The organism is Haloferax mediterranei ATCC 33500 (assembly GCF_000306765.2).
Lineage (GTDB): Archaea > Halobacteriota > Halobacteria > Halobacteriales > Haloferacaceae > Haloferax > Haloferax mediterranei.
The window spans coordinates 2,803,223-2,828,285 of sequence record NC_017941.2 but is presented as its reverse complement, the minus strand read 5'-3'; the positions used below and the strand labels follow the sequence as shown (position 1 = coordinate 2,828,285).

Below are 25,063 nucleotides of genomic sequence, written 5' to 3'. Positions count from 1 at the left end.
GCCGTCTCAGTTTTCACTCGCCTGTGCGCCCGCTTCGAGTCGGTCGTACCGGTCTTCGAAGCGACCCAGACAGGACGAACAACAGAAGTGATAGAGCGTGCCGCCGATACGAGCGCGCTCACCCTCGCTCGTCACGGTGTTACCGCACTCCGCACACTCCAGCGCAAATCCGGTTCCGTTGACCGTCGGCGTCCACTCTGCGGACTCGACGAGGCTAACCTCGTAGTCGCGAACGGTCGAGAGGTCCAGCAGTTCGTGCAACTCGGCGCGAATCGAATCGCTGCCCAGTCTGGCGTGAAACGTCACGTCTCCGTCGGCGGAGACGAACAGGTGTTCGACGGGTTCGGCATCCCGCAGCGTGTCGCGTACGTCGTCGACAAATGCCGGACGGACGGCGAGTCGGACGAGGACGGGTGTGCCACCCGAGAGCGTGGATTGGTCGAGGTCGACGGTGAACCGCCGGATGACTCCCTCTTCGCGGAGGCGGTCGATTCGGTCGGAGACTGCTGGTGCGGAGAGGTCAACTTCGGCCGAGATGTCGCTGAACGGTCTCCGAGCGTCTTCGGCGAGGAGTTCGAGGATACGGAGGTCCGTCTCGTCGAGGTTGCGCATGGACCTCAGTTGGCACTACGAGGAAATAGGTGTTTCTCGGATTTTGCTTTTGATTCCAAAGTCGGCGTCCGCGAACACCCAATAAAACAAAAGGAAAACCGACTAAATTGAGAGGGGCGTACGTTGTATCGATGAGTACGACAATCTCAGTTACGGGTATGACCTGTGAACACTGTGAGCAACGCGTCGCAGAGGCACTCGCCGAGGTTTCGGGTGTCGCTTCCGCGACCGCCGACCGCGAGGCTGAAGCCGCGACGGTCGAAGGGGACGTTGACTCCGCTGACCTCGTCGCCGCCGTCGAGGACGCGGGCTACGAGGCGAGCGTCTGAAGCGGCCGACGAGTGCTTGAGTGCCCTACGAGCGTCTAAACGCGCTGTGCGTTCTTGAGTGCGCGCCGTATCGCGCTGTTTGAATTCCTCTCGGTTCGTCAGTTCGTGTCCCGATGCGTCGGCTTACGTAGTTATTCGATAGCTGGCAGAGGCACACCGGTACTTCGCCGGTCTCTCGTCTTCGCCGTCTCGGCGACCGTTTCGACGCGACTGTCGTCGTCAAAGACCGGGATGGGTGGAGGGGACCCGGCCGAGGTACGGGACATCTGGAACGAGGCATGTGTGCGTGGGGAAGTAGATACGGCATCGCAGGGAATCGCAGCACTGCCACGTTCCGAGTAATTGTATGGAGAATTGAATATTCAATCGCTGGGTTGGTATGTGAACTCCGGTCCTGATGGCCGTCAGTCGTGGTCATCGATGTCGCCCATCGCCTCGACGATTTCGCCGAGTAATTTGCTCTGTCCGCGACGGAGGTTCTTCGAGACGGCGGTCTTGGAGATGCCGAACTCGTCGGCGAGTGTTCCGAGGGTCGCCTCACGCGGGGTAGTGAAATACCCGGTTCTGTGGGCGGTTTCGAGTGTCTGACGTTCGACCGTCGACAGGGACCGACAGGCCTCTAACATCGACTTTGCCGGTCCCACGTGCTCGATGAGGTCGAAGTAGTCCTCGAACGTAATCGTCGCCCGCGACTCGACGGTAAAATCGTTGTGACGGTCGAGTTCCGAGAGCGCGTCGCCGACCACGTCGTTCTGGTCGAACCCGATGTGCCAGCGTTCACTTCCGTTACTGGCTTCGAACGCACCCGTGAGATACCCGTCGTTTTCCCGAACCGCTTTCATCGCGTTCGTCTGGTCCGCCGCGTTCTTGATGATAGCCTGGTCTCCCCGTCGAGAGAGCAGGCGGTAGTCCTTCATATTGTGATGCCCGCGGAGTGTTTCGAGGCTGGCGTCGAGCGTTTCGACGCTCTCCGCTTTCACTAACACGCGCGCCTCGAGCTGTTGCCGGGCCGTATTAAAATCCCAGTGGAGACCGGTAAACGAAACCTCGTGTTCCACCGTGGTGTCGATGTATGGACAGTCGTACTGTACCATATCCAACATGAGCGATTCCATGCTAGGAGTTGTCAATATTCATTATAGATAAGCATTTTCATGGGCCGTGGTTTCGGCCTCAGAACGCGGATTCGGGTTTATAGATAAACCCTTGTCACTTTATCCGCCCGTTGTGTCATTTGTTATCTATGGTCTCGGATTCACACGAAGACCCGTGTCGACACTAGTGGATACCAATGTCATCACCACACACACCATTCGATAGGCGTACCATGCTCAAAGCAATCGGTGGAACCGCCCTCGCAGCATCGCTCGCAGGGTGTTCGGCGCTCGTCGGCGACGACGAGCCGTCACAATCCGGGGAATCGGCCGATGTTCCCGACAAGCCGATTCAGGCGGGCCTTCAAACGTTCACGGAGGGTGCTGCTGCCGTTCTTGGGTTACAAACACAGTACGGTGCGGAACTGGCAGTGCAACGAATAAACGAGGCTGGTGGTATCGCAGGTCGAGAGATAACGCTGGAGGTCGTCGAAGAGGCCGACGCCCACGTCGAGAACTACAAACAGTTCGTCGATGAGGGGAAAGACGTGACGTTCGGCCCCATCTCGAGTGGCGGCCACGCTGCGCTCGCCCCAGAAGTCGAAAACCAGGGCGTGGTGAACGTCGGAACCGACGGGACAGTGACGACGTTGTACGAAGAGACGGTTCCGGACCCGACGTACTCGTTCCGGTTCCAGAACCACGACGTAATGGAGTGCGTCGCCGCCGCCCGAGCGGCCGTTACCCGACTCGGAGCGGACAACATCGACACCATCGCGGGAATCAATCCGAACTACGCGTTCGGGAAAGACGAGTTCGGCATGTTCAAGCAAGCTATCCAGAAGCTGACCGGTGCGGAAGTCGTCTACGAGGGCTACCCCGACCTCCTCGCAGAGGACATGTCGACTCACATCACCGAAGTCAACAATAACCAACCGGACGTGACGTTCTCGTCGAATTGGGGCGGCGACGCCACTACGCTGTTGAATCAGGGTGCGGCGAACAACATGTTCGAAAATACCCGCCTCGTCGGCTCCGTTCTCTACAGCGCCGTCAACGACCTCAGCAAGGACGTCGTCGAGCAGGCAAACGCCGTCTCCGGGTCGAGAAACTTCTACTGGGGAGAACCGACGCCGTCCCGGTGGAAGCCCGGGAAGCAACTCCTTACAGCAGCACGCGACCAGTGGGATATCGTCCCGAGCGCACACTTCATGAGTGGCTATGGAGCGGTAACCGCTTGGGCGACCGCCGCCGAGAAGGCCGTCGAACTGGCCGGTGGGTGGCCCTCGCAAGAACAGATTGCGCGGGCGCTCGAAGGCCACGGCTTCTACACGCCCGCGGGCTACCACGTCATGGGCATGGGCCACCAGGGCCTCTCGAACGCCTACTACGGCGATATGGTCTGGGACGACGACCTCGGCGCACCCGCACTCGAGAACGTCACGATGAACAGTCCACCCGAACTCGCCCCGCCACCGGGCGTTACGGCATCCGATTGGATTTCGAGTTGGTGACGCACCCGATTTTGACACTATGATAGGACTCGAAAACTTCGTCACGCACACGCTCCACGGAATCCAGTACGGGTTCGTCTTGTTCCTCATCGCCTCGGGCCTGACCATCGTCCTCGGCATCCTCGACGTGTTAAACCTCGCACACGGCGAGTTGTTCGCGCTCGGTGCCTACGTCGGATTCTCCATCATCGGGTATTTGACTGGGCTCGTCGCCCCGCCCACGACGCTTTCGACACAGCTCGTGTTCCTCGGCATCGTGCTCCTCGGAGCAATCGCGACTGCGGCGGTGCTCGTTCCAGTTGGGGTGTTCCTCGAAACGACGTTCTTCCGACCGATTTACGAGCGCGACGAGGTGTATCAAATCGTCCTCACCTTCGCGTTACTCCTCATCATCAAGGACGTGAACAAGTTCATCTGGGGCCCATCGCCGCTCCGACTGCAAGACGCCTACGGCGGTATCAACTCGATACCCCTGATGTCGCTCGTCGGACTCACGTATCCGACCTACAACGTGGTCATCATCCTCCTTGGATTGGTGACCGTCGCGGCCCTGTTTTGGTTCTTCAACCGGACTAAGACTGGCCGAATCATCCGCGCGACGGCCATCAACCGTGAGATGGCGACCGCAATCGGTGTCAACACCAGTCGAACGTTCACACTCGTATTCGCACTCGGTGCGTTCTTCGCAGGATTCGCCGGTGCACTTGCGCTCCCACCGCGATTCGCTAGCCTCGACATGGGGGCGAACCCGCTCGTGCTGTCGTTCGTCGTCATCGTCATCGGGGGACTTGGAAGCCTCCGCGGTGCCTTCGTCGCCGCACTACTCGTCGGCGTCCTGAGTCGGTGGGCCATCTGGCAGTACCCTCCGGCGGAACTCGCAGCCCCGTTCGCAATCATGGCAATCGTCCTGCTCGTCCGTCCGGAGGGGCTCTTCGGCACGTGGGGTGAGGTGGCATGACTGAACGGTCGCGCCCGGGGCTGGTCTCTCACAATGGAGAGACACGCATCCGTGTGATGAAGGGTCTCGAACTCACGAAGCGGCAAGCCGTACTCGTGCTCGTAGGGTTGCTCTTCGCATTTGCCATCCCCGACCTCGCATTGATGACGCCGAGTCTACAACTGACCGTCGTCCACCAGGGACTCCTGTTTGGTCTCGCCGCGGTCGGACTCAATCTCCTCCTTCGCCACACGCGACTGGTGTCGTTCGGTCACGCGGCGTTCTTCGGCACCGGTGCGTACACGACGGCCGTGCTCGCGGCGAAGTACGACGTCAGTTCGTTCACGGTTCTTCTGGTCGCTGCGGTCGTCGTAGCGACGCTCGTCGCGGGGATTATCGGGTATCTCTCGCTTCGCCACACGGGACTGTACTTCTCGCTTCTGACGCTGGCGTTCGGGCAACTCCTGTACGCGCTCGTTCAGGGACAGTCCTTCTTCGGGTCGAGCGACGGACTTCCAGTTCGCCCCGGCGAGGCGCGCCAACCACTCGTCTTCGGTCTCGCACTCGACCCGGAGGCGTACGCAGTGGTCCTGTACTACCTGACTATCGTTATCCTCGTGGTGTCGCTCCTCGTGATGTGGCGGCTGGTGAAGTCGCCGTTCGGGAACGCCCTCGACGCCATCGGACAGGACCGAACCCGCGCACAATTTATCGGAATCCCTGTCCGTCGGTACGTCTGGACCGCGTTCGTCATCTCGGGTATCTACGGCGGCGTCGCGGGCGCGCTCTACGCGATGGTCCAACAGCACGTCAGACCCGGTCCGGTGTTGTACTTCCTGCGCTCGGGAGACATCCTGTTTATGGCTATTCTCGGCGGCTTCCAGACCCTACTGGGCCCGCTCGTGGGTGGTGTCATTCTCGTGTTCTTGCAGGACGTTGGACGCGACGTGACCGCCTACTTCGACGCACTCACTGGATTCGCGCTGCTCGTCATCGTCTTCGGACTCCCGCGTGGACTCGTCGGGTCGCTTCGGTCTGGTGGTCTGTTGTCCGGTGCGGGTCGAGATTTCCGAGAAGACCCGACAGTTATCACAGTGTGGGTCTCGAACGGGCTGGCTAGCCTCATCCGGTCTGTCCGGGAGTGGATTAGCGACGTACGGTCCGCGCTGGGGGTGCGGTAAGATGCTCCGCGCGGATTCTCTCCAGAAGTCGTTCGGCAGCGTCCGCGCCACCGACGATGTAACCGTCGAGTTCGGGAGGACGGAGGGCGAGATGGTGTTTATCGTCGGTCCCAACGGGGCCGGAAAGACGACACTCATCAACCTCCTGACTGGACACCTCGAACCGGATTCTGGGCGCGTGCTTCTCGACGAAGAGGACGTGACACAACTCTCTCCAGACGAGCGCGTTCACGCGGGACTCGTGCGGAGCTTTCAGGTCGTGAAACTTTTCGAGGAGATGACCGTCCGCGAGAACGTGCGGACGGCGGTCCTCTCGAAGCAACGGCTCACGCGAAGCATGTTCAGCCTCAAAGACGAACACGACGGGGTCGAGTCGACTGTCGACGGACTCATCGACAACTTCGGACTCGCCGAACACGCCGACACGGTCGCAGAAGAGCTCGCGCACGGGACGCGTAAACTCCTCGACGTTGCAATGTCGTTCGGTCTCGACCCGGAGTATCTCCTTCTCGACGAACCCACCGCGGGAGTCTCGACGCGAGAAAAGGAGTACGTCATCGACACGATTGCCGAGGTGAGCCGCGAAGAAGGCGTCACGACGGTCACAATCGAACACGACATGGATATCGTCACCGAGTATGCCGACCGAGTCGTCGCGCTCCATCAGGGCGGTATCCACGGCGAAGGACCACCAGCTATCCTTGAGACGGACGACGAACTCCGTCGCTTACTCTTGGGGGTGGAAGCATGACGCTCCTCGAACTGACCGGCGTCGACGCCTCAGTCGCCGGGTTCGATGTCACGCACGACGTGTCGCTCACGGTCGGCGAAGGCGAGGCCGTCGGTCTCGTCGGTCGCAACGGCGCTGGGAAGACGACGACATTCAGGAGCATCATGGGTCTCGCAGACGTGACCGGTGGCTCGATTCGCTTCCGTGACGAGGAGTTGACCGACTTGCCAGCCGACCGTATCCCCGGCCGCGGACTCGGCTACCAACCCGAAGACCGCAAACTGTTCACGGGGATGACCGTCGACGAGAACCTTCGATTGCCCATCTGGTCGCTCGGCGACGAGCGAGGAATCGAGGACGAAGACGCCGTCGTAGACGATGTCTACGAGGTGTTCCCGGAACTCGAAGAGCGCCGTGAAGCGAACGTCGAGAACCTGAGTGGCGGGCAAGCGAAGATGACTGCGGTCGGGAGAGCGCTCGCGCTCCAGCCCGACCTGTTGCTCCTCGACGAACCGCTGGAAGGACTCGCACCCGTAGTTGTCTCGAACCTCAAGCAACATATTACGGCCATCAACGACCTCGGCATCGCGGTCTTGGTTGCCGAGTCGAACGCGACCCACGTCCCCGATGTCGTCGACCGAATCTACGTCATCGAGCGTGGCGAAATCGTCGCCAGCGGTGACCCGAACGAACTCGTCGAAGAGCCGGAGATTCAGAAATTAATGCAGGGAAGCGGGATGTAGGCACGGACTGAGAGACACCGAAGGCCGGTGCCTTCTAACCCAGTGACGCACGCGCTGGTGACGCCGAGCGTGGCGAACACGTGTCTTCCCCGTCTGTTTATATATGAACCACGTCACTTTCCGTCCGATATTGTCATGCTATACCTATGCACAGAGAACTACTTGCAACCGAGTTCCTCGACCGGGCACGGAGGTACTACGGTGAGATGGACGCCGTGGTGACGACTGCCGGAGACCGAGTAACGTACGACGAACTCGGTGACCGAGTCGACCGACTCGCTGCGGCGTTGCAAACCCGTGGTGTCGAGAAGGGGGACCGCGTCGCGGTCATCGACCCCAACACGCGGTACCACCTCGAATCGGCGTATGCGACGCTTCAAATCGGGGCGGTTCACACCCCATTGAACTACCGACTGACGCCGAACGAACTCGACTACATTGTCAACGATTGCGGAGCAAAAGCCATCGTCGCCGACTACGAGTACACAGAGAAGATAGACGCCATCCGCGACGAGATTCCGACCGAGGTGTTCGTCACCACCGACGCCGACGCGGTCGCAGGCGCTTCGACGGCGGGCGCGTGGGAGGATTTCGACACGGTCGTCGCCGACACCGACCCGGACACGTACGACCGACCAAGTATGGACGAAGCCGATATCGCGGCCATCAACTACACCTCAGGGACGACGGGGAACCCGAAGGGCGTGGTGATGTCACACCGGGCGGAGGCCATCCACACCTACACCTCCGTCGCCCATCAGGAGATTCGCGACGACGACGTGTACCTCTGGACGCTTCCGATGTTCCACGCGAACGGGTGGGGGCATATCTTCTCTCTTACGGGAATGGGTGCGACTCACGTCTGTACCCGCGGTGTCGGCCCTGCCGATATCTTCGAGACAATCGTCGAAGCGGACGTTTCGTACCTCTGTGCCGCGCCGACGGTGATGAACATGCTCGTCGACTACTACCGAGAACACGAACCGGAGACGCTCGGCGACAACCCACTACGTATCGCATCCGGTGGTGCCGCCCCGCCGGAGGCGACGATACGGACGCTCGAAGACGAGTTCGGGTGGCACTTCAAGCAGATGTACGGTCTCACCGAGACGGGACCGCTCATCGTGTCGTCCGACTTCCGTCGCTTCTACGACGACGACAGCGACTCTCGGTTCGCCATCAAGAAGAAGACGGGAATCGGTTTCATGGGGTGTGAAGTCGCGGTCGTCGACGAAGACGGCGAGATGGTGCCCCGCGATGGGGAGTCCATCGGCGAGGTTGTCGTTCGCGGCAACCAGATTCTCGAAGCGTATTGGGACAAGCCCAAAGAGACGGAGAAAGCCTTCAACGACCGTATCAAGGGGTGGTTCCATACGGGCGACCTCGCAACGGTCGACGAACGGGGCTTCCTCACGATTCAAGACCGCAAGAAGGACATCATCATCTCCGGCGGCGAGAACATCTCCAGTCTCGAACTCGAAGACGTTCTGCACGACCACCCGGCCGTCTCGGAAGTCGCAATCGTCCCGACACCGAGCGAAAGGTGGGGCGAGTCACCGAAGGCGTTCGTCCTTCCGACCACCGGCGATGCACAGAACCCCGGCGTCACCGAAACCGAATTGGAGTCGTTCATGCGCGAGTCGCTCGCCGGCTACAAAGTGGTCAAAGAAGTCGAGTTCGTCGAATCGTTGCCCACGACGGCGACTGGAAAAATCCAGAAGTTCGAACTCCGAAAGCGCGAATGGCAGGCCGAAGACCGGATGGTCGGTGAGGGATGAGTCGGTCGATGAAGGCTAAGATTGGTGGATAGATGCGACGCTGTGGTTCACATATGACCCCATCTCTTATTTGATAAGTGTTCAAATAGTAACATATGAATTTGGTAGCACACGCCGTGCCATCAGCAGATGGGACCCGACTTCGAGTCTGGGAGCGTACTCCAGAGGGTGCGGACGAAGCCGTACTGTTCCTTCACGGGGGTATGACCTCGTCACAGGCGCTTCTTGCGCCACCCGTCCCGGACGACGATTCGTACTCGTGGTTGCATCGTGCGGCCGAGCACGGACAGGCCGTTTTCGCGGTCGACATCCGTGGCTACGGCGAAAGTGAGCGACCACCGGAAATGCGGGTCCCTCCCGAGGAACACGGGCCGCCGGTTCGAGCGAGCGACGCGGCGATGGATGTCGAAGCGGCCTACGAGTTCGTCCGCGAACGATTCGGCGCGGTCCACCTCGTCGGTATCTCGTGGGGGACGATGACCGGCGGCACGTTCGTTACGGAGTCGGCCCCCGAACTCGAATCGCTCGTCCTGTGTGCGCCCGTGTACGTTCCACCGTACGACTTCGAAGAGGGGCTTGCCGGACTCGGTCTCGAACCCGACCTCGACGCGTACTACAAAGAGGAGAAATCGACGGTGATGAAACGACAGGGGATGGAAGAGACGACACCCCTGTTCGAGGCAGTCTGGGAAACACAGGTCGCCTCGAATCAGGGCGTCGAGGGAGAAGACGCGTACATCGCGCAGACGGGGGCACTGGCCGACGTTCGAGCCGGGTGTAACGGAAACCCGGTGTACGACGCGGGGGTTATCGAGGTTCCGACGCTCGTCGTCCGCGGCAGCGCCGACCCAGTCGCACGCCGGGACGACGCGCTCACGCTGTACGACGAACTCGGCGGCGACGAGACTCAGTATCTCGAAATCGGCGGTGGCACCCACTTTATGATGCACGGTCCGCACAGACAGGCGTTGTACGACTCGGTCTACGACTTCCAACAGCGCATCTGAAGCCCGACAGCGAATCTGTAGCAATCCATCCACAACTGGGACCTCCTTTCGAGCACCCCCCGAGACGGACTGAGTGTGCTCGAACATCCGGCCGGGTTCGAGGTCGGCGTCCTGTTTATCGACGCGCTCAATCTCCAGATTGTCAGTGCGGATTTCGTGTGCGAGACCGTCTCGGTCGGCGCGATGCACCTCTCTGCGGCCGAGGTGTCTTCGCCGCGTGTGGCAGCGGTGACACGGTGGTTGAGTGTCGCTGACGGTGATTGTCACCACACCACGACCCTTGGTTGGGTGTGTCTCACATCCAGGGTACACGTACAAGAGGTTCGACACCAAAGCCTGACTATGTCTCGACCGAGCGACGACGACTTCCAAAGACCGGTTCCAACCGACCCGATAGATGACACGCCGACTGTCTTCTGTTCACGGTGTAACGAGGAATGGGACCTCTCGTACGAGTTGGACGAATTACAACTCGGCAATCAGTCGGTCGAACAGTTTGCACTGGACCACCACCGCCACACCGGACATTTTCCGGACGGTGTCACCCCGTGGGTCGTCAGTTGTCGCCAGTGTCCGGACGGTGAGCAGTTCCTCTCCGAGACGCCCGCTCGGCGCTGGGCGCGAACACATGCCCGTCACACGCGACACGATGTAGCACTCAGTCATGCAGACGACGAGCAGTCAATCATCGCACCCGAATAATCCGACTCGCTCCGGTTCGGGAACGAGTCGTTCCGCGTCTCGGGGTCAGTCCCCGCCGACGCCAACGTCTGCTGCCGTCGGGTTAGTCACGACATTCGCGTGCTCGACCGAGAGTCGCATCTTCGTATCCGTACTCTCCGAGGGGACGACCTCGAAGCCAAGTCCGAGATAGACGTGAATAGCCCGTCGGTTCTCCGGGGCGACGTGGAGTACAAGCGCTTCGAGGCCTTCGACTACGGCCTCGGCGACGATGTGTCGACAGAGTTCGGTTCCAATACCTCGGTTGTGACTCTCCTGATGGACGAACACCGCGATTTCTGGCTCGGGGTCGTCTTGCGGCACGTATGTGACGTGGCCGACGACGCTCTCGTCACCGATGGCGACGAGATTGCGGCCGCGCTCGGTTAGTCCTTCGAGCCATTCGGCGACCCGCGCGTCGTCGACTGGCGGAAGCCCCATCGACCGGTGTTCTCTGGCGTAGTCGCAGTACATCTCGTTGAGTGCCTCCCAGTCGGTTGGCTCGTACGGCCTGATGACGAGTCCTGTTCCCTGCGCGTCGATGAAGCGTGGGCAGCGTGGCGGACAGTAGGGCGTACCAGTACAGTGGCTCGGGTCCCAAAAGGCGGGTTCACTGCCCTCTCCGGTGGTACTGGCCATAGTAGAAAAATACGTCACTCACCCATTTGATAATGTGTCACATTCTCATTCTATGGGATTCGTCTACAACGACCTGCTGCCTTCGTTTTGCGGTGGTCATCGGACTGGTCTATCACGTTTTTAGGACTCCCTAAAATCCGAAAATTGTTTATCCACTTAGGTTAGCCTAAAACCTATGAACACAGATGGAGACGACTCGGGGAACTCGACACGTCGGTCGGTGTTCACCCAGCGGACTGTAGAAACACTATCCGACGCTGACGAACAACTCTACGACGCCGACTGCGCCGCCAACATCGTCTCTGGTGAGTTCTAAATGACGAGCACTGACCCGGGCGAAGTGACCGCCGTGGACGACACGGGTGACACTTCTGAACTAACTGACACTGTCGACGTGGTCATCGTCGGCGGTGGCCCGTCAGGATGCGCCGCCGCCGTCTTTACGGCCCGATACGGTCTCGACACCGTCGTCTTCGACCGCGGGAAGTCAGCCTTCCGGCGGTGTGCCTACCTCGAGAACTATCTCGGATTCCCCGCTGGCATCGGCGTGGATACGTTCTCCCAGTTGATGCACGAACACGTCGCCGAGGCCGGAGCCGACTACGTGCAGGACATGGTGGAATCCGTGGACTACGCCGACGGCGAACCCCGCTTTATCGTCGAGACGCAAGATGGTCGCCGCGTCGAAACCGACCAGGTCGTCGCGGCCGCGTGGTACGACGGGGAGTATCTTCGCGGACTCGATGGCGACGACGCGATGTTCGAACTCCACGACCACCACGGCGAGGAACACGAGCACTTCGACTCGTCGTACGCCGACGATAACGGGCGGACGCCGGTCGATGGACTATACGTCGCCGCCCCATCAGGTGCCCGCAATGCGCAGGTAGGAATTGCCGCCGGTCACGGCGCGCACGTCGCCCGGTGTCTGCTCGAAGACCACCGGAGTGAACAAGGATTCCCCGGCGACCTCGCTGCACACTACGATTGGCTTCGCCCAGACAGCGAGTTCCAAGGTGAATGGAGCGACCGCGACCGCTGGCACGAGTGGTTCGACAACCAGATTCCGAATGACACAGACATCGCAGACGACACCGTCACCGACCTCCGCGAATCCTACATCGACCGCGCCTTCGAGACGCGCCGGACCGACGCGGAAGTCGAAGAAGCGGAATCGCGCGGTCTCCGGCGACTCGTCGAGACGATTGGGACCGAGCGAGTCCTCGATGCAATTCCGGACGAGACACTCCATTCCTATCACCGTGAGCACGAACTCGGAGGTGCTGAGTCGTGAGCGGAGCAGGCAGCACGGGGCAGGCGGGGCAATCGGAGCAGTCGATACCGAGTCGGTTGTTCGGTTGGATGGACGCTTCGCTCGTCTCGCTTTGTGTCGGGAGTCTCATCATCGTCGTGCTCGGCGGACTCGTACAGGTTAGCTTCGGCGCGTTCTCGATGAGTATCGAAGAGGCGTGGCGTGCCGTCTTCGATCCCGCGGTTATTTTCGACCCGCAGGTCTGGCAGGTGTTCCTCTTCGGCGGTGAGCTTCCGGAGCTCGGAAAGCGGACGCTCATCGTCTGGAACATCCGACTCCCGCGCGTCCTCGTGGCGATACTCGTCGGCGCGAACCTTTCGGTCTCCGGTGCCATCTTCCAGGCGGTCACCCGGAACGAACTGGCGAGTCCGTTCGTCCTCGGCGTCTCCTCGGGTGCCGGACTACTCATCCTCCTCACGCTCGTCGTCTTCTCCGGGCTATCGTTTTTCCTCCCGATTCTGGCGGCGCTCGGCGGGATGATTGCGTTCTTGCTCGTCTACCTTATCGCGTGGAAAAACGGCACGTCGCCGGTTCGATTAGTTCTCGCTGGCGTCATCGTCGGAACCATCTTCCAGAGCCTCCAGACGGGCCTGTTCGTCTTCATCGACGACATCGGCGTCGTCCAGTCCGCCATCGCGTGGACGACCGGTTCGCTCACGGGAACTGATTGGGAGCAAGTTCGCATGGCGCTTCCGTGGTCGATTGCCTCCGTGGCGATTGCGCTCATCAGTTCCCGACAGTTGAACGTGCTGCTCCTCGGCGAGCAAACCGCCCGTTCGCTCGGAATGTCTATCGAGAAGGTCCGATTCCTTCTTTCGGGCGTTGCCGTCGTTGCTGCCGCCGCGAGTATTGCGGTTGCAGGTATCGTTGGGTTCGTCGGTCTGGTCGTCCCGCACGTGGTCCGGAACGTGGTCGGAAGTGATTACAAACGCCTCGTCGTCGGGTGTGTCTTTGCTGGCCCGGCGTTGATGGTCGCCGCTGACGTGGGCGCGCGCCTCGCGCTCAGTCCGACTCAGTTGCCGGTCGGTATCGTTACCGGACTCATCGGCGGCCCGTACTTCCTCTATCTCATGCGGAAACAGCAGAACCTGGGTGAAGTGTGATGTCAAAGTTGAAATCTGACGAACGCGACGAAGCGGACGAGCACTCGGTCGAGACTATCATGACCGACGAGACGAGCGAACACGCTACCGAAAGCGAGCGCCCCGAGAGCGCGCTCACCGGTTCGACCCTCGAACTGTCGTACCCGACGAGCGAGGAACCGGTCGTTGAGTGCGACCGTATCGACGTGCCGAGCGGTGAGATTACGGCGCTCGTCGGGCCGAACGGGTCGGGAAAGAGTACGCTCCTGAAGTCGCTCGCAAAGCAACTTGAGCCCGACGCGGGACGCGTCTACCTCGACGGAACCGCTATCGACGAGTACGACGACAAGGCGTTCGCGCGGGAACTCGGACTGCTCTCGCAGCAACACGACTCGCCGACGTCCCTCTCCGTCGAAGACCTCGTCTATCACGGCCGGTACCCCCACCGCGGCTTCTTCGAACAGACCAGCGAGGAAGACCGCGCCGCGGTCGAACGCGCAATCGACCTCGCTGGTGTCGAGCACATCCGCGACAAACAGGTCGGCAACCTCAGCGGCGGTCAGCGCCAACTCGCGTGGATTGCGATGGTGCTCGCACAGGACACCGACGTGCTTCTGTTGGACGAACCGACGACGTACCTCGACTTACACCACCAACTCCGCGTGCTGGAGACGGTTCGAGAACTCAACGAAGAACGCGGCGTCACCGTCGCGGTCGTTCTCCACGACATCGCACAGGCGGCGCGCTTTGCCGACTACCTCGTCGCCATGCAGGACGGCGAACTATACGACTGGGGCCCGCCGCGGGAGGTCGTCACCGAAGAACTCCTCGCCGACGTGTTCCGCGTCGAGGCCGCCGTCAACTACACGCCAGACCCGGAAATCATCCCGAAACACTCGCTGTAAGCGACTGACGTCAGTCTTCTTTTTCACCGCTCACTCGGCCGCGACGATTTCGATGTCGAATTCGAGCGTTTTCCCGGCGAGTTCGTGGTTGAAGTCAACTTCGACGGCGTCCTCTCGGACGGCGACGACGTCGCCGTGGAGTCCGTTTTCGGCGTGGACGTGCAAGCCGACTTCCGCTTTTTCTCCGACCATCCCTTCGAACGTCTCGGGGGCGTACGTCCGAACCCGGTCGGGGTCGAACTCGCCGTAGCCGTCTTCCGGTGGGACGGTTACAGTTGCTTCTTCGCCGACGCTCATTCCGACGACCGCCTCGTCGAGACCGGGAATTATCTCGCCGGCACCGACGACGAACGACCGTGGGGCGTAGTCGTCTCGGTCCCGCTCTTGGGCTTCGAACAGGCCGTGTTCGACTGCAACCTCGTAGCGAGACGTGTTGAAGACGGTCCCGTCCTCGAAACGCCCGACGTATGCGATAGCGACGCGGTCTCCCGACTCGATTGCCATATCGGGGCGTCGTTCGAGGACGTGCATAAAGGTCGTCATCGACGCAGAATCGCGAGAACCGTACGCTATTAATCACCCCCAATGCGGCGGTATCCGGCACGTTTTCCGTCAGCGAACTGTAATGTAGGTGCCTTCGAGTTGACTCGCCACGCCGAGTACGTCGAAGACGATGAGGAGGTAGTAGACGCTGACGACCAGCATGACCGCGCCGGTCAATCGGTTGATTGAGGTCGTGTGACGGGCGAACCAGCGTGTCACTACAGAGTACGGACGCGTTCGAAGCTTAATTCGGCCGCGGCAGGGCGCGGAACGTGCACAACCGGGTTCCCGCGTGTATAGCCCGCGACTCAGTCGTTCGGGCGGACTTTTCGGACGTGTTGCGGCGGCAGTCGAAGTTCGTCTAGTCCGGGGAGGTGTTCGATGTTGTAGACGACTTTGACCTCGTCAGTCGTCGGGAGGCTGATACAGGAGAGTCTGATGCCGTGGTCCATCATCTCCTCCGAGAGAATGTGGTCCGCGGGCATCTCCATGTCGCCTTCGACGACGGCGACTGCACAGTTCGCACACGCGCCGCCGCGGCAGGCGTAGGGCCAACTGTGCCCGTCGTTTTCGGCGGCCTTGAGCAGGCAGGTCCGCGGTTCGACGAACACCTCGCCGTATACGTCCGTGCTCAGCCCCTCGGCGGCCGCTTTCTCGAAGAGGTCCTCGTCGGTGAGCGACCAGCCGTGTTCGTCGAGCACGTCGTAGTCGAGATACTCGACTCGTGTACCCGGTCGGTCCGGTTCGGTATCTTCGGCTGCATCCTGCTCGGTATTCGCTTCTCTGGCGGCGTCTGTCTCGCGGTCGATATTCACACCACGGCCGCCTTTATCGACGAGTTCGACCGCTCCATCTCCGGGTTCGTATCCCGCTCGAATCGCCTCGTACGCCGCTCGAACCAACTGAAACTCGTCGGCCGAGCCGCCGTGGTCCGGGTGTGCTTCTTTCACCCGCCTGCGATACGCATCGACGAGTTCGTCCTCGTCTGCGTCCGGGTCGAGTCGGAGAATTTCGAACGGGGTGTCCACATCGGGGCTAGTAGTAATTCGTGAGCATAAATCCACGGCCATCGGCCGTCTCCGCGTGGTTTAGTACTCGAACGAATCTCTCTATCTCATTCTCCCACGGCGGGCTTTTACACTGTCAACACCTGCGTTCAGGTGTGAGACGCGGGGTTCGGTTCGTCGCGGGTGGGTCCCTCGGAATCGGCGCGCTAGCGGCGTACCTCTGGTACGTCGGTCCCGAAGCGGTTGTTGCGCGTGTGGCAGGGGTTGCGCCGTGGGCCGTCTGGGTCGTCCTCGCGTTGACTATCGCCGAAGCTACTGTCGATGGAATCGCCGTCTGGGCATCTGTTCGCCCGCTCGGCGACGGTCTCTCTCCACGGCAGAGCGTGCAGTTCGCCTTCGCGGGCGACTTTTTCGACGTGCTCAGCCCCGCCGGGCCGGTGAGTTCCGAGCCGATTATGGCGCACTTTTTCGGGGTCGAGACCGGGACGAGTTACAGCGAGGCGTTGGGGGTTCGCGGCGTCGCGAAGTACATCAGGTCAGTGGCGCAACTCCTGTTTTCGGCTGTTCTCTCCGGGATTCTCCTACTCGGTGGTTTGACGCCGACGTTCGTGCTTCTGACGCTGGCCAGTGCGATTGCTGTCTTGAGCGTCGTCGGTGCCGTACTCGTCTGGGGTCGGGCGCTTCTCTCTGCGGTCCTTGTCATCGTACTCACCCCGATTGTCCGCGCGGTGTCCGGTCTCTATCACGAGACGCCCTACGGCCGAGCCGCCGTTGCTGAAGCCGTCGACAAGTTCTGGGAACGAGTGGTGTACTTTCGGAACGCACCGGTACTGCTCGGACTCATCGCGCTCGGGGGAATCATCGAACAACTGACGATTGCGGTTGCGATTTGGGTTGCGCTCGCAGGCACTGGGACGACAGCCAGCCTGATTCCAATCATCGCGATGATTCCGTTTCCACAGGCGGTGAGTATCGTCCCCGTTCCGGGGAGCGTCGGGACGTACGATGTCCTGTTGGCCGGTGCGCTCGTCCTCACCACGGGTGCACCGGCGGCGGGCGCTGCTGCTGCTGTATTCGTCGTGCGGACGTTCGAACTCGGCGTTTCGCTCGGCGGCGGCGGACTCGCAACGGGGTTCCTTCGCGGGTTCCGTCCGTGAGTAGTCGCGGCTATCGAAGTCGGGGCCGACTGTGACTCATTCGGGGACGCCGGGGTGTATCGGGACGCTCGCGAGACCGACCCCTTCCGATTCTGTCGACACCGCGACCCTTCCACGCCATTCACCGTCGGCACGAGTGACGTGAAGCGAAATCGGCTTCCACGGTCCTCGTCGACGATAGAGGTCGAGGACGACCGGTAACGCCGGTAGACGACCATTCCGCGCTGAGAGTGCATACTCCTTGAGGGTGATGTCAGCCGATTTTGTTCCGTCGTCGGGGTTCGTCGTCCACGAAGAACACGAGTAGGAACCGACTAGTCCGAGTCGTTCCATCTCGCCGAGCGTCGCCTCCAGCGAGTCCGCCGATTCGGGCGGTGTCGGAAGGCGGGATGCAGCGCGTGCAAGCACGTCTGCCTGCTCGGCCGACTCAAGGTGCGCGTGAAGTTCTGTTGCCATGCTCTCGAGGAGACGCAAACAGAGTTCGTCCGGACTCGATATCGTCTCCGCGAGGTCGAAGTACGCGTCCATGACTGCTGTCTCGACAGTCCTGTGTCCGGTATTACTGAGTGCTTCGAACACCGCAGCGGCGACACTGTGACAGAACTCGATGCGTTCGGGTCGATCACCCTCCTCCTTTGGATTTCCGACCGCTGCCGCGCCGATGTGCCCTTCGTCGAGAGCACTGCCCCAACTGCGAGCGGGTGTCGGCCGCTCTTTGCCGTCCTGCGTCACGATGAGGTCGTAGTACGGGAGTTGCGGGTCGTACCGTCGAAGTGCGGAGCGATACTGCGTCGCCGCCCGGACGGCGTTTTCGGCGGTCGCACGGTCCCCGAACGTGAGTCCTGCGGTTGGTACCGGCCGTTCTCCTGTTCGTCCACAGACGATGGTGAAATCACCCTCGTCGGCGGCGAGCGTTTCGATGTGGTTTCGAATCTGAATGAGTGTCGTTCCGACCATTTCGATTTTGTATCGTGGTCTGCTGTGTGCTGTGCTGTTCAGTTGCTTCGTCCCTTTGCTGTTTGCTACGGTTCTCCAGCGACGATGTCGGCGACCCGTTTCCGGTCGAATAACTGCTCGTCTTCGGGAATCTCCGGGTACGGCTCTCCGGGGACGTATCCCGGCCACTGGCCGAACACCTCGGGATAGAGTTGCTTTGCCGTCAGTTCGAGTTGGAACAGGTTCGTAATCGGTCCCTGGAAGCGGACACCACCGGCGAAAAAGCGGTCGTTCTGCACCGCGGATAGTTGACTCCCGACCGGGTGGTTCGCGACTCGCTTGCGGATGTCGTCGATGTAGTACCCCGGCGACATTCCCCAGAGATGCAAGATAACGTCGGGGTCGGTCTCTAACATCGTCTCGTAGTCGAACATACCCCACGTTCCGTCCCAGTCGATATCGGCGAACGCGTCAGTCGCGCCGAGTGGTCGTGTGTCCGCGTGCCAAAATCCGGGGGCGTTCAACTTGTACGCGTAGAAGGTATCGTCGATGAGCGTGACGCGGGCCGCAGTCGGACGTTCCGGTTCGGGGGGAAGCGATGATTCGATTTCGCTCACCACGTCGTCGTACACCGCCCGAAGCGCCTCGTAGCGTTGTCGCTCCTGATACACTGCGGCGACGTTCTCGAACAGTTCCCAGAGGGTGTAATAGCGGTAGTTGTCGACGTACGCTGCTGCGGGCTTGTCGGTCAGGCCGCTGTGGTAGTTCCCGAACCACGGGGCGACGTTGTCGGCGATTTCCTCGATATCGTCGGTGTCCCACCCGTCCTGCGTTTCGACGACGTAGGAGGGGTCGACGAAGTGAACGTCGCTGTCGAGTTCGTACAGCATCTCCTTGTCGACGCCGTCGGAAAGCGGGTCGGGAAGGCCGTCCCATTCGAGCGAGACCCCGTCGAGGCGAGCATAGAACGTCTCCAGCGATTTCCCGGCGAATTCGGGTGCGTAGAGCGACTCGACCGTTTCACTTTGTCCCAGCGCGACGGCCATGTCGGCGTAGTGGGAGAACACGACCATTGCATGCTCCGGGGGTGCGTCGAACTCGACAGTTCCCACGGGAGCCATCGACACCGAGTAGGATTCCTCCGGTTTGACGGTCGTCTGTTCAGTCTCGGACTCGGTTGTTTCCGGGGATGCCGTCCCGCCGGTCGTCGTTTCCTGGGCCTCGGTACTCCCATCTGCTGTACAGCCAGCAAGTAGGCCTCCGGCGGCGACCGCCCCTGCGTACTTCAGGTACGCGCGGCGCGTCGGTTCCGTCTCGTTCATCGCATCACCCTGCATGTTGTTTAGGCTAACCTAAATCGGTTTGACCTTTTCGGTTTTTAGGATAGCCTAAACTACCTTCGACGTACTGAGCAGAAACTCGTAGCCGCGTTTCTGGAATTGCTCTGAACGCGAAGCGTCGGCACTGAGACGGTTTGGAAACGGAACAGAGCAAACGGGGACCGAAACGCGGCGGTGTCGTCTCTCAGCCGAGAAGGCCGACAGCCGCAGCGAGGTGCGTCATGCCCGCAATCATCGGGACGAGGACGATGGTCCGCATGACGAACAAGACGACGAGGTCGCGGAAGCGAATCGGAACGTCGCTGAACATATCCATCGTCATCGGGCCGACGCTCGAAAAGAAGATGAGCTGAGAGACGGCCAGCACGGCGATGAAGAACTTGGCTTTGAGTGCCGCTCCAGTGACCAGGAGGACGGGCACGTACATCTCGGTGATACCGACGATTGTTGCCGGTGCGACCGTCTCCGCATTCGGAATCCCGAGCGCCGCAATCAGTGGCGTCAGTGGCTGGCCGAGGATATCGAAGAGAGGCGTATTTGCCGACAGCAGCGTCGCCGCAAGCCCAACAGTCAGGATAGTCCCGAGGATGAGCGTCGTGAGTTTCAGCCCGTCGACGAACCCACGCTTGGCCGCTTCCAGGAACGTCTCTCCCTGATCCGCTTTCTCGACTGCCTGGGAGAGCGCTAGCCGAATGTACTCGTTGAGTGAGCCGGAGAATGCCGTTTCCGGGTCGGGTTCGGTGATGTACTCCTCGGGAACACGCGAAATCGGGGGGATGCGAACCAAGATTGCCGCGGTCACGATGACACACACGAAGTACGCCCCGAAGACCACCGGAAAGAGGTGTAGGATATCGAGCGTCGCTGCAACGACGCCGACGAACCCGATACTCACCGTCGAGAAACACGTCGCGATGGTGAAGACGTCCCGTTTGTTGTAGCCTCCCTGCTCGAACACGTTGCGGGTGACGTACAGACCGACACTGTACGAACCAACCCAGGAGGCGAGGCTGTCCAGCGCCGCCCGTCCGGGGATTTTGAACAATGGGTGCATCACCGGGCGAGCGAGTGTCCCGACGAACTCCAGTCCACCTAACTCGACGAAGATGGTGATGAACACCGCACCGATTGGGATAATGACGCCGACGCTGTACACCAGCGTCCCCCACATGAGGCCCCCAGTTCCGGGGGTGTGGAGCCACGCCGGTCCGAGTTTGAAGAACATGAGCGGTGCAACGAGGACGCCCGCGAGACGAAGTATCCAGAATGCGGTCGACGTCTCGAAGTACGAGAGGTCGTATCCGGAAACGGTCCCGTCACCAATCTTCGCTCCAGTGGTCAACACCCCACCGGCGACGATTACCGCAAGCGCGTACACGCCAACCGCTGTGGGGAACGTCTCCGTGATTGTACTCACTACGATGTCGAACGGAACCGTCAACTCGCCTTGATACGGTACGGGAACGAGGAAGAACACTGCACCAATCAGGAACGCAGTGACGAACTTGAAAACGGGCTGGCCGCGTATCTCGTGGAGGTCCAACTCTTCGATGCTCTTTGTGCGCTGTTCTGTTTCGACCGTCCAAGTCTGTTCTTGCTCTGTTGCCATTGTGGGTATGTTTGATAATGTATCGCATAGAATTGCAATCTCCCTACGGAGTATAGTTTAAATAATAATGGAAGATTGGTTCTGGTTCACATCTGAACCGCAGCGTGTTTCTTCGAGACTCGACCGAATGCCGACACCCAACGAGCGGACTCGACGCGGAATTACAGATTCACCGTCAGAGAAGTCCGAAAAACGGGAACCCGCTGTTAGTCCACGAAATCGCGTGGACCAGTGCGACGATTAGAAGGTTATCCGTCCGCTCGTAGACCAGACAGAACACCAGTCCTTGGCCGAAGAGGTGGATGAGGTACGTCGCGAGGAACTCGGGTCCGCCAGCGATGCCGTACAATCCGTGGACGAGCGCGAAAAGCCCCGCCCCCAAGACGACCGCCGAGACTGGGTGAAAACTGTCGCGGAGCCGTCCCTGAACGAGTCCGCGGAAGAACTGTTCTTCGAGGAGTGCGGGAAACAGGTAGAGTCCACCGAAGATGACGGGCCAGATGACCGGCCACGTAGCGAGGCCGACGTCCATCCCATCTGCACCAGCACCACTGAGTACGCCGAGTGAGAGTCCGAAAACCGGCAACACCAGTTTCGAGACTGCTACCATGATGTCGAGTCCGATGCTGCCGATGACGACCCAGACCGCGTCGTGGACAGTCGGTCGGCGCAAGTGCACGTATTCGTCCCACTGACGCGTGAGCCCCAGATACGAGACCACGAACAAGGCGAACCCAACTTGGGCACCCTTCGTTATCAAGAGCGTACTGAGTGCCGGAAACGATGGCTGTAGCACCCCCGACACCGCCGGTCGAAACAGCATGAAGACGACAAACGACGACAGCGCACCGCCGACGGCTATTCCGACCGCCCCGAGTAGCGCCTGCAACCGTTTCGGTGGTTCGATGCGTCCACGCACATTCGAAAACCAGTCACTGATTTGTGACATTGACGCCTGTCGGTACCGTGTGGTCGGCTATAGACCCCAAAGACGTTTTTAGCCAGTTTCCGCCCGTATACGGGCGTATAGGCGGATATTCGTGGTGGGTGTATGGTCGTACACCCGCTGTTCTGACCCGGTTTGACCGACTTGCGCCGTCGGTGAAATCCATTCAACAATAGGTTGATATATTCTGTTCGACAAACCCACGCTCATGTCAGACTCCGTCTCCTCTCTTCTCACCCGGACGCAACGCGAGCGCGTGCAGTCTGCGTTCGAGGATGTAGAACCGGCGAAGCGGCGACGAGACGAGCGAAAAATCCGGACTCGAATCGCCGCCGGAGTCTCCGATTTCGACCTGTTAGTCACGTATCCGGACCGGCAGTTCGAGTTAGCGTTTGAAGACCGGGCGAACCAAGAACTGCGGTCCGATTTGGCGGACGCATATCTCACAATCGAGCGGATTCGCGTTCTCACCGACATCGACCGCGATGCGATGATTGAGACTGCACAGGAACGACAGCGGTCGGCAACGGACGAGAAAACGGAGTCTCTGGAGAATGTACAACTCCGAACGTGTGACGACTGGCGTCGAACGATTGAAACCGAACTCGCCGACGAGTACCGACCCAGTCGGTGGAAGCGACTTTCAGACACGCTTCTGAAAATCGGGGTGGCACTCTTGGTGTTCGTGAGTTTACTCGCTGTCGTCGCACCTGATTTTACTAACGGGTACGGGAGCATTCCCGGTATCGTCGGAGCGGGAATCCTGTTTAGCGGACTCGCAATCGTTGGCGTTCGAGCCGTCAAGTACGACGTGCTTCCGGCGCTCCGGTGGGTCGCGACTGACCCGTCCGCGGCGTTTCGGGCGTTCTGGGACCAGTTTTGAGTTGGTGGTGAAGGGTGGTGAGTGTGAGCTTCTACAGATGGGCAAGGCGAGTGCCTCGGGGTCTCGAAAATCGCTCTGCGATTTGCTGGATACAGGAATTTTTCGATTCCCCTTGACTCGACTCTGAGGCGGTTCACATCCCTCAATTCGCTGGACGTAGGGCTTCGGACCAAGAAGTTCTTTAACCGTCGAATTCGATACCGACAGTCTAGTCAGTTGTCCGCTGTCGTAACAGTCGGGTAGTCCGAATTCAAGAGAACCTTCTGGGCCGTGCTGCCGAAGAGCGCCTTTCCGACTGGGGAACGGTGTTTCGCCCCGATGACGACGAACCGCGCGTCGATGTACTCGGCTTCGGCCAGTATCTTGTCCGCTGGTGTGCCGACCCGTCCCCGCGGCTCGACTGTGTCCCGGTCGAAGTCGTCGAGGGATTCTTCGACGACCCGTTGTGCGAACTCGGCCCCGCTGCTCTCTTCTTGGTCGAGGCTGAAGTGGGCGTACCCAGGGGTGGCTCTGATTGCCTCTTTGTGTTCATTGAACTCCTCTTTCGGAACCACGTGCAACGCGACGAGCGTCTCTCCGTACGTCTCTGCCAGGTCGTACGCGACCGAAACGACGTGCTGTGAATGCTGTTCCTCTCCGATTGCTGCGAGTATTGTCATGGGTGTTTTTGATTGGGTATTTCTCGGGCGATTCAACTCTGGGCCGGTGTGGTCTGTTCGTCGGTGGTCGAGTGTTCCCACTGTTTGCTGATTCGGACTCGTTTCACACGCGTGTTGTCGACGCGCTCAATCCGGAGTTCGGTCGTCTCGTGGGTGAAGGTCTCTCCTTTCTCGACGAGTCGCCCTGCTCGATTGAACACGAGACCGGCAATCGTCTCGAATTCCTGTCCTTCGGGAAGGTCGATACCGAGGGCGGTGTTTACGACCTCGATATTCACGTCTCCCCGTACCAGCAGCGTCGACTCGTCGATGGTCTCGATAGGCTCGTCCTCTTCGTCTCTGAGAATCTCGCCGACGATTTCCTCGACGAGGTCCTCTTTCGTGATGAGACCTTCCGTCGTGCCGAACTCGTCGATAACGAGGGCCATCCCGACCCGCTCACGCCGCATTTCCGCGAGGAGGTCATCGACGTTTTTGCTCTCTGGGACGTGCAACGTCGGTTCGATGACACGGTCGAGGTCCGCAGGGTCACTCTCGCCGTACCGGAACTCACGGACGAGGGTCCCTAACTCGACGATGCCGACGACGTTGTCCAGATATCCGTCGTACACTGGCATCCGATGGTGACCGCTCTGGAGGCAGGCGACGATTGCCTCTTCCACGTCGGCACTGCGCTGGACTGCTGTGATGTCCAGTCTGGGTGTCATCACCTCTTTGGCGATGGTATCGGTAAACCGGAAGATTCGCTCGAGCATCGCCCGCTCGTCAGCGTCGATGACGCCTTCGTTCTCTCCGGTCAAGATCATCTCCTGGATGTCGTCTCGGGTGACGTACGACGTTTCGACGCTCATTTTGCTCCCCGTGAGCCGGTTGACTACCCGAGTTAGCCGGTCGAACGTGACCACGAGGGGATACAGCAGGTACTCAGATAGCCGCAGTAGACCAGCAACTGACAGCGCCCACTGCTCGGCGTTCTCGATGGCGTACGATTTCGGTGCACTCTCGCCGAACAGCAACACCAACGCCGTGACGCCGAATGTCGCGGCGAAGATAGCCTGCCCCTGGGTGAGATACAGCGCGAAGAGCCCCGTTGCAATCGACGACATCGCGATGTTCACGAGGTTGTTTCCGACGAGGATGGTGATGAGTAACCGGTGCGGGTCGGACTTCAGTGATTGAAGCGTCTCGGCACCGGGTGTTCCCTCGGCAACAAGCCTGTCGATGCGGTGCTGCGCGAGAGAGAACATCGCAATCTCGGACGACGAAAAGAACGCCGAGAGTACCATCAGTATCGCGAGTACCGTGATTCCACCCAGCGTGAGTAGCTCTCCGTCCACGAGGGAAGTCAAGGTCGACGGAGGGACCAGTTCGAGTGTCATCATGTCGAAGGGAGTCATCCG

Annotated in this window: 27 protein-coding genes; 15 read left to right on the top strand and 12 right to left on the bottom strand. The window is 60.3% G+C overall.

Features of this window, described 5'->3' with window-relative positions:
• Positions 1–6: 6 nt before the first annotated feature.
• Positions 7–612: an AsnC family transcriptional regulator gene (locus tag HFX_RS14335; protein WP_004059113.1), complete on the bottom strand. Its 606-nt coding sequence runs from the start codon at positions 610–612 to the stop codon at positions 7–9.
• Between the two features lie 131 nt (positions 613–743).
• Here HFX_RS14335 and HFX_RS14330 point away from each other — a divergent pair, with 131 nt between their 5' ends.
• Positions 744–941: a heavy-metal-associated domain-containing protein gene (locus tag HFX_RS14330; RefSeq protein ID WP_004059115.1), complete on the top strand. Its 198-nt coding sequence runs from the start codon at positions 744–746 to the stop codon at positions 939–941.
• Positions 942–1,345: 404 nt separating this feature from the next.
• Here the strand turns inward: HFX_RS14330 and HFX_RS14325 are convergent, their stop codons facing one another.
• Complete coding sequence (locus tag HFX_RS14325; protein ID WP_004059116.1) at positions 1,346–2,056, bottom strand: helix-turn-helix domain-containing protein; 711 nt, start codon at positions 2,054–2,056, stop codon at positions 1,346–1,348.
• Between the two features lie 212 nt (positions 2,057–2,268).
• Here HFX_RS14325 and HFX_RS14320 point away from each other — a divergent pair, with 212 nt between their 5' ends.
• From HFX_RS14320 to HFX_RS14285, 8 genes are all read left to right on the top strand, one after another.
• Positions 2,269–3,549 (top strand): ABC transporter substrate-binding protein, encoded by a 1,281-nt coding sequence (locus tag HFX_RS14320; protein ID WP_004059117.1) that lies wholly within the window; start codon positions 2,269–2,271, stop codon positions 3,547–3,549.
• Between the two features lie 19 nt (positions 3,550–3,568).
• On the top strand, positions 3,569–4,507 hold the full coding sequence (locus HFX_RS14315) for a branched-chain amino acid ABC transporter permease (protein ID WP_004059118.1): 939 nt from the start codon (positions 3,569–3,571) through the stop codon (positions 4,505–4,507).
• A complete protein-coding gene (locus tag HFX_RS14310) occupies positions 4,504–5,667 on the top strand; it encodes a branched-chain amino acid ABC transporter permease (RefSeq protein ID WP_231512859.1) in 1,164 nt (387 codons plus the stop codon). The genes HFX_RS14315 and HFX_RS14310 overlap by 4 nt, the downstream gene beginning before the upstream one ends.
• 1 nt (position 5,668) lies before the next feature.
• The gene (locus tag HFX_RS14305) at positions 5,669–6,418 is read left to right on the top strand and encodes an ABC transporter ATP-binding protein (RefSeq protein ID WP_004059120.1); all 750 of its coding nucleotides are present in this window, start codon (positions 5,669–5,671) and stop codon (positions 6,416–6,418) included.
• Positions 6,415–7,140: an ABC transporter ATP-binding protein gene (locus tag HFX_RS14300; protein WP_004059123.1), complete on the top strand. Its 726-nt coding sequence runs from the start codon at positions 6,415–6,417 to the stop codon at positions 7,138–7,140. Before HFX_RS14305 ends, HFX_RS14300 begins: the two co-directional genes overlap by 4 nt.
• A gap of 146 nt (positions 7,141–7,286) precedes the next feature.
• Positions 7,287–8,918, top strand: coding sequence for a long-chain-fatty-acid--CoA ligase (locus HFX_RS14295; RefSeq protein WP_004059125.1), 1,632 nt, complete (start codon positions 7,287–7,289; stop codon positions 8,916–8,918).
• 95 nt (positions 8,919–9,013) lie between these two features.
• Positions 9,014–9,925, top strand: a complete 912-nt coding sequence (locus HFX_RS14290) for an alpha/beta hydrolase (RefSeq protein ID WP_049917469.1) — start codon at positions 9,014–9,016, stop codon at positions 9,923–9,925.
• Positions 9,926–10,267: 342 nt separating this feature from the next.
• Positions 10,268–10,627: a hypothetical protein gene (locus HFX_RS14285; RefSeq protein WP_049917474.1), complete on the top strand. Its 360-nt coding sequence runs from the start codon at positions 10,268–10,270 to the stop codon at positions 10,625–10,627.
• Positions 10,628–10,672: 45 nt separating this feature from the next.
• Here the strand turns inward: HFX_RS14285 and HFX_RS14280 are convergent, their stop codons facing one another.
• Positions 10,673–11,284 (bottom strand): GNAT family N-acetyltransferase, encoded by a 612-nt coding sequence (locus tag HFX_RS14280; RefSeq protein ID WP_004059131.1) that lies wholly within the window; start codon positions 11,282–11,284, stop codon positions 10,673–10,675.
• A 175-nt stretch (positions 11,285–11,459) separates the two neighbouring features.
• Between HFX_RS14280 and HFX_RS19745 the strand changes: the two genes are divergently transcribed.
• The 4 genes from HFX_RS19745 (at position 11,460) to HFX_RS14265 (ending at position 14,583) form a co-directional block, all read left to right on the top strand.
• On the top strand, positions 11,460–11,600 hold the full coding sequence (locus HFX_RS19745; RefSeq protein ID WP_155844692.1) for a hypothetical protein: 141 nt from the start codon (positions 11,460–11,462) through the stop codon (positions 11,598–11,600).
• Positions 11,601–12,578: an NAD(P)/FAD-dependent oxidoreductase gene (locus HFX_RS14275; RefSeq protein ID WP_004059132.1), complete on the top strand. Its 978-nt coding sequence runs from the start codon at positions 11,601–11,603 to the stop codon at positions 12,576–12,578. It begins immediately after the preceding gene.
• A 68-nt stretch (positions 12,579–12,646) separates the two neighbouring features.
• On the top strand, positions 12,647–13,699 hold the full coding sequence (locus tag HFX_RS14270) for a FecCD family ABC transporter permease (protein ID WP_004059134.1): 1,053 nt from the start codon (positions 12,647–12,649) through the stop codon (positions 13,697–13,699).
• A 59-nt stretch (positions 13,700–13,758) separates the two neighbouring features.
• Positions 13,759–14,583 carry an ABC transporter ATP-binding protein gene (locus HFX_RS14265; protein WP_238547490.1) on the top strand — a complete coding sequence of 275 codons (825 nt, stop codon included), beginning with the start codon at positions 13,759–13,761 and terminating at the stop codon, positions 14,581–14,583.
• 30 nt (positions 14,584–14,613) lie between these two features.
• Here HFX_RS14265 and HFX_RS14260 read toward each other — a convergent pair whose 3' ends face one another.
• From HFX_RS14260 to fer, 3 genes are all read right to left on the bottom strand, one after another.
• Positions 14,614–15,087, bottom strand: a complete 474-nt coding sequence (locus HFX_RS14260) for an FKBP-type peptidyl-prolyl cis-trans isomerase (protein WP_049917475.1) — start codon at positions 15,085–15,087, stop codon at positions 14,614–14,616.
• Positions 15,088–15,195: 108 nt separating this feature from the next.
• The gene (locus HFX_RS14255; RefSeq protein WP_004059148.1) at positions 15,196–15,345 is read right to left on the bottom strand and encodes a hypothetical protein; all 150 of its coding nucleotides are present in this window, start codon (positions 15,343–15,345) and stop codon (positions 15,196–15,198) included.
• Between the two features lie 89 nt (positions 15,346–15,434).
• Positions 15,435–16,154 carry a ferredoxin Fer gene (gene fer / locus HFX_RS14250; RefSeq protein ID WP_004059150.1) on the bottom strand — a complete coding sequence of 240 codons (720 nt, stop codon included), beginning with the start codon at positions 16,152–16,154 and terminating at the stop codon, positions 15,435–15,437.
• 134 nt (positions 16,155–16,288) lie between these two features.
• Here fer and HFX_RS14245 point away from each other — a divergent pair, with 134 nt between their 5' ends.
• Entirely contained in the window at positions 16,289–17,290 is a 1,002-nt protein-coding gene (locus tag HFX_RS14245) for a lysylphosphatidylglycerol synthase transmembrane domain-containing protein (RefSeq protein WP_004059152.1), read from the top strand.
• Between the two features lie 36 nt (positions 17,291–17,326).
• Here the strand turns inward: HFX_RS14245 and HFX_RS14240 are convergent, their stop codons facing one another.
• From HFX_RS14240 to HFX_RS14225, 4 genes are all read right to left on the bottom strand, one after another.
• Positions 17,327–18,247, bottom strand: coding sequence for a DUF7551 domain-containing protein (locus HFX_RS14240; protein WP_004059154.1), 921 nt, complete (start codon positions 18,245–18,247; stop codon positions 17,327–17,329).
• A gap of 65 nt (positions 18,248–18,312) precedes the next feature.
• Entirely contained in the window at positions 18,313–19,563 is a 1,251-nt protein-coding gene (locus tag HFX_RS14235; protein ID WP_004059156.1) for an ABC transporter substrate-binding protein, read from the bottom strand.
• Between the two features lie 187 nt (positions 19,564–19,750).
• The gene (locus HFX_RS14230; RefSeq protein WP_004059165.1) at positions 19,751–21,175 is read right to left on the bottom strand and encodes a YjiH family protein; all 1,425 of its coding nucleotides are present in this window, start codon (positions 21,173–21,175) and stop codon (positions 19,751–19,753) included.
• Positions 21,176–21,350: 175 nt separating this feature from the next.
• On the bottom strand, positions 21,351–22,124 hold the full coding sequence (locus tag HFX_RS14225; protein WP_004059167.1) for a CPBP family intramembrane glutamic endopeptidase: 774 nt from the start codon (positions 22,122–22,124) through the stop codon (positions 21,351–21,353).
• Positions 22,125–22,329: 205 nt separating this feature from the next.
• On the opposite strand from HFX_RS14225, the gene HFX_RS14220 reads away from it, so the two are divergent.
• Positions 22,330–23,004: a hypothetical protein gene (locus HFX_RS14220; RefSeq protein ID WP_004059169.1), complete on the top strand. Its 675-nt coding sequence runs from the start codon at positions 22,330–22,332 to the stop codon at positions 23,002–23,004.
• Between the two features lie 212 nt (positions 23,005–23,216).
• Here the strand turns inward: HFX_RS14220 and HFX_RS14215 are convergent, their stop codons facing one another.
• Both HFX_RS14215 and HFX_RS14210 read right to left on the bottom strand, forming a co-directional pair.
• A complete protein-coding gene (locus HFX_RS14215) occupies positions 23,217–23,663 on the bottom strand; it encodes a universal stress protein (protein WP_004059171.1) in 447 nt (148 codons plus the stop codon).
• Between the two features lie 32 nt (positions 23,664–23,695).
• Positions 23,696–25,060 carry a hemolysin family protein gene (locus HFX_RS14210; RefSeq protein ID WP_014732374.1) on the bottom strand — a complete coding sequence of 455 codons (1,365 nt, stop codon included), beginning with the start codon at positions 25,058–25,060 and terminating at the stop codon, positions 23,696–23,698.
• Positions 25,061–25,063: the final 3 nt, after the last annotated feature.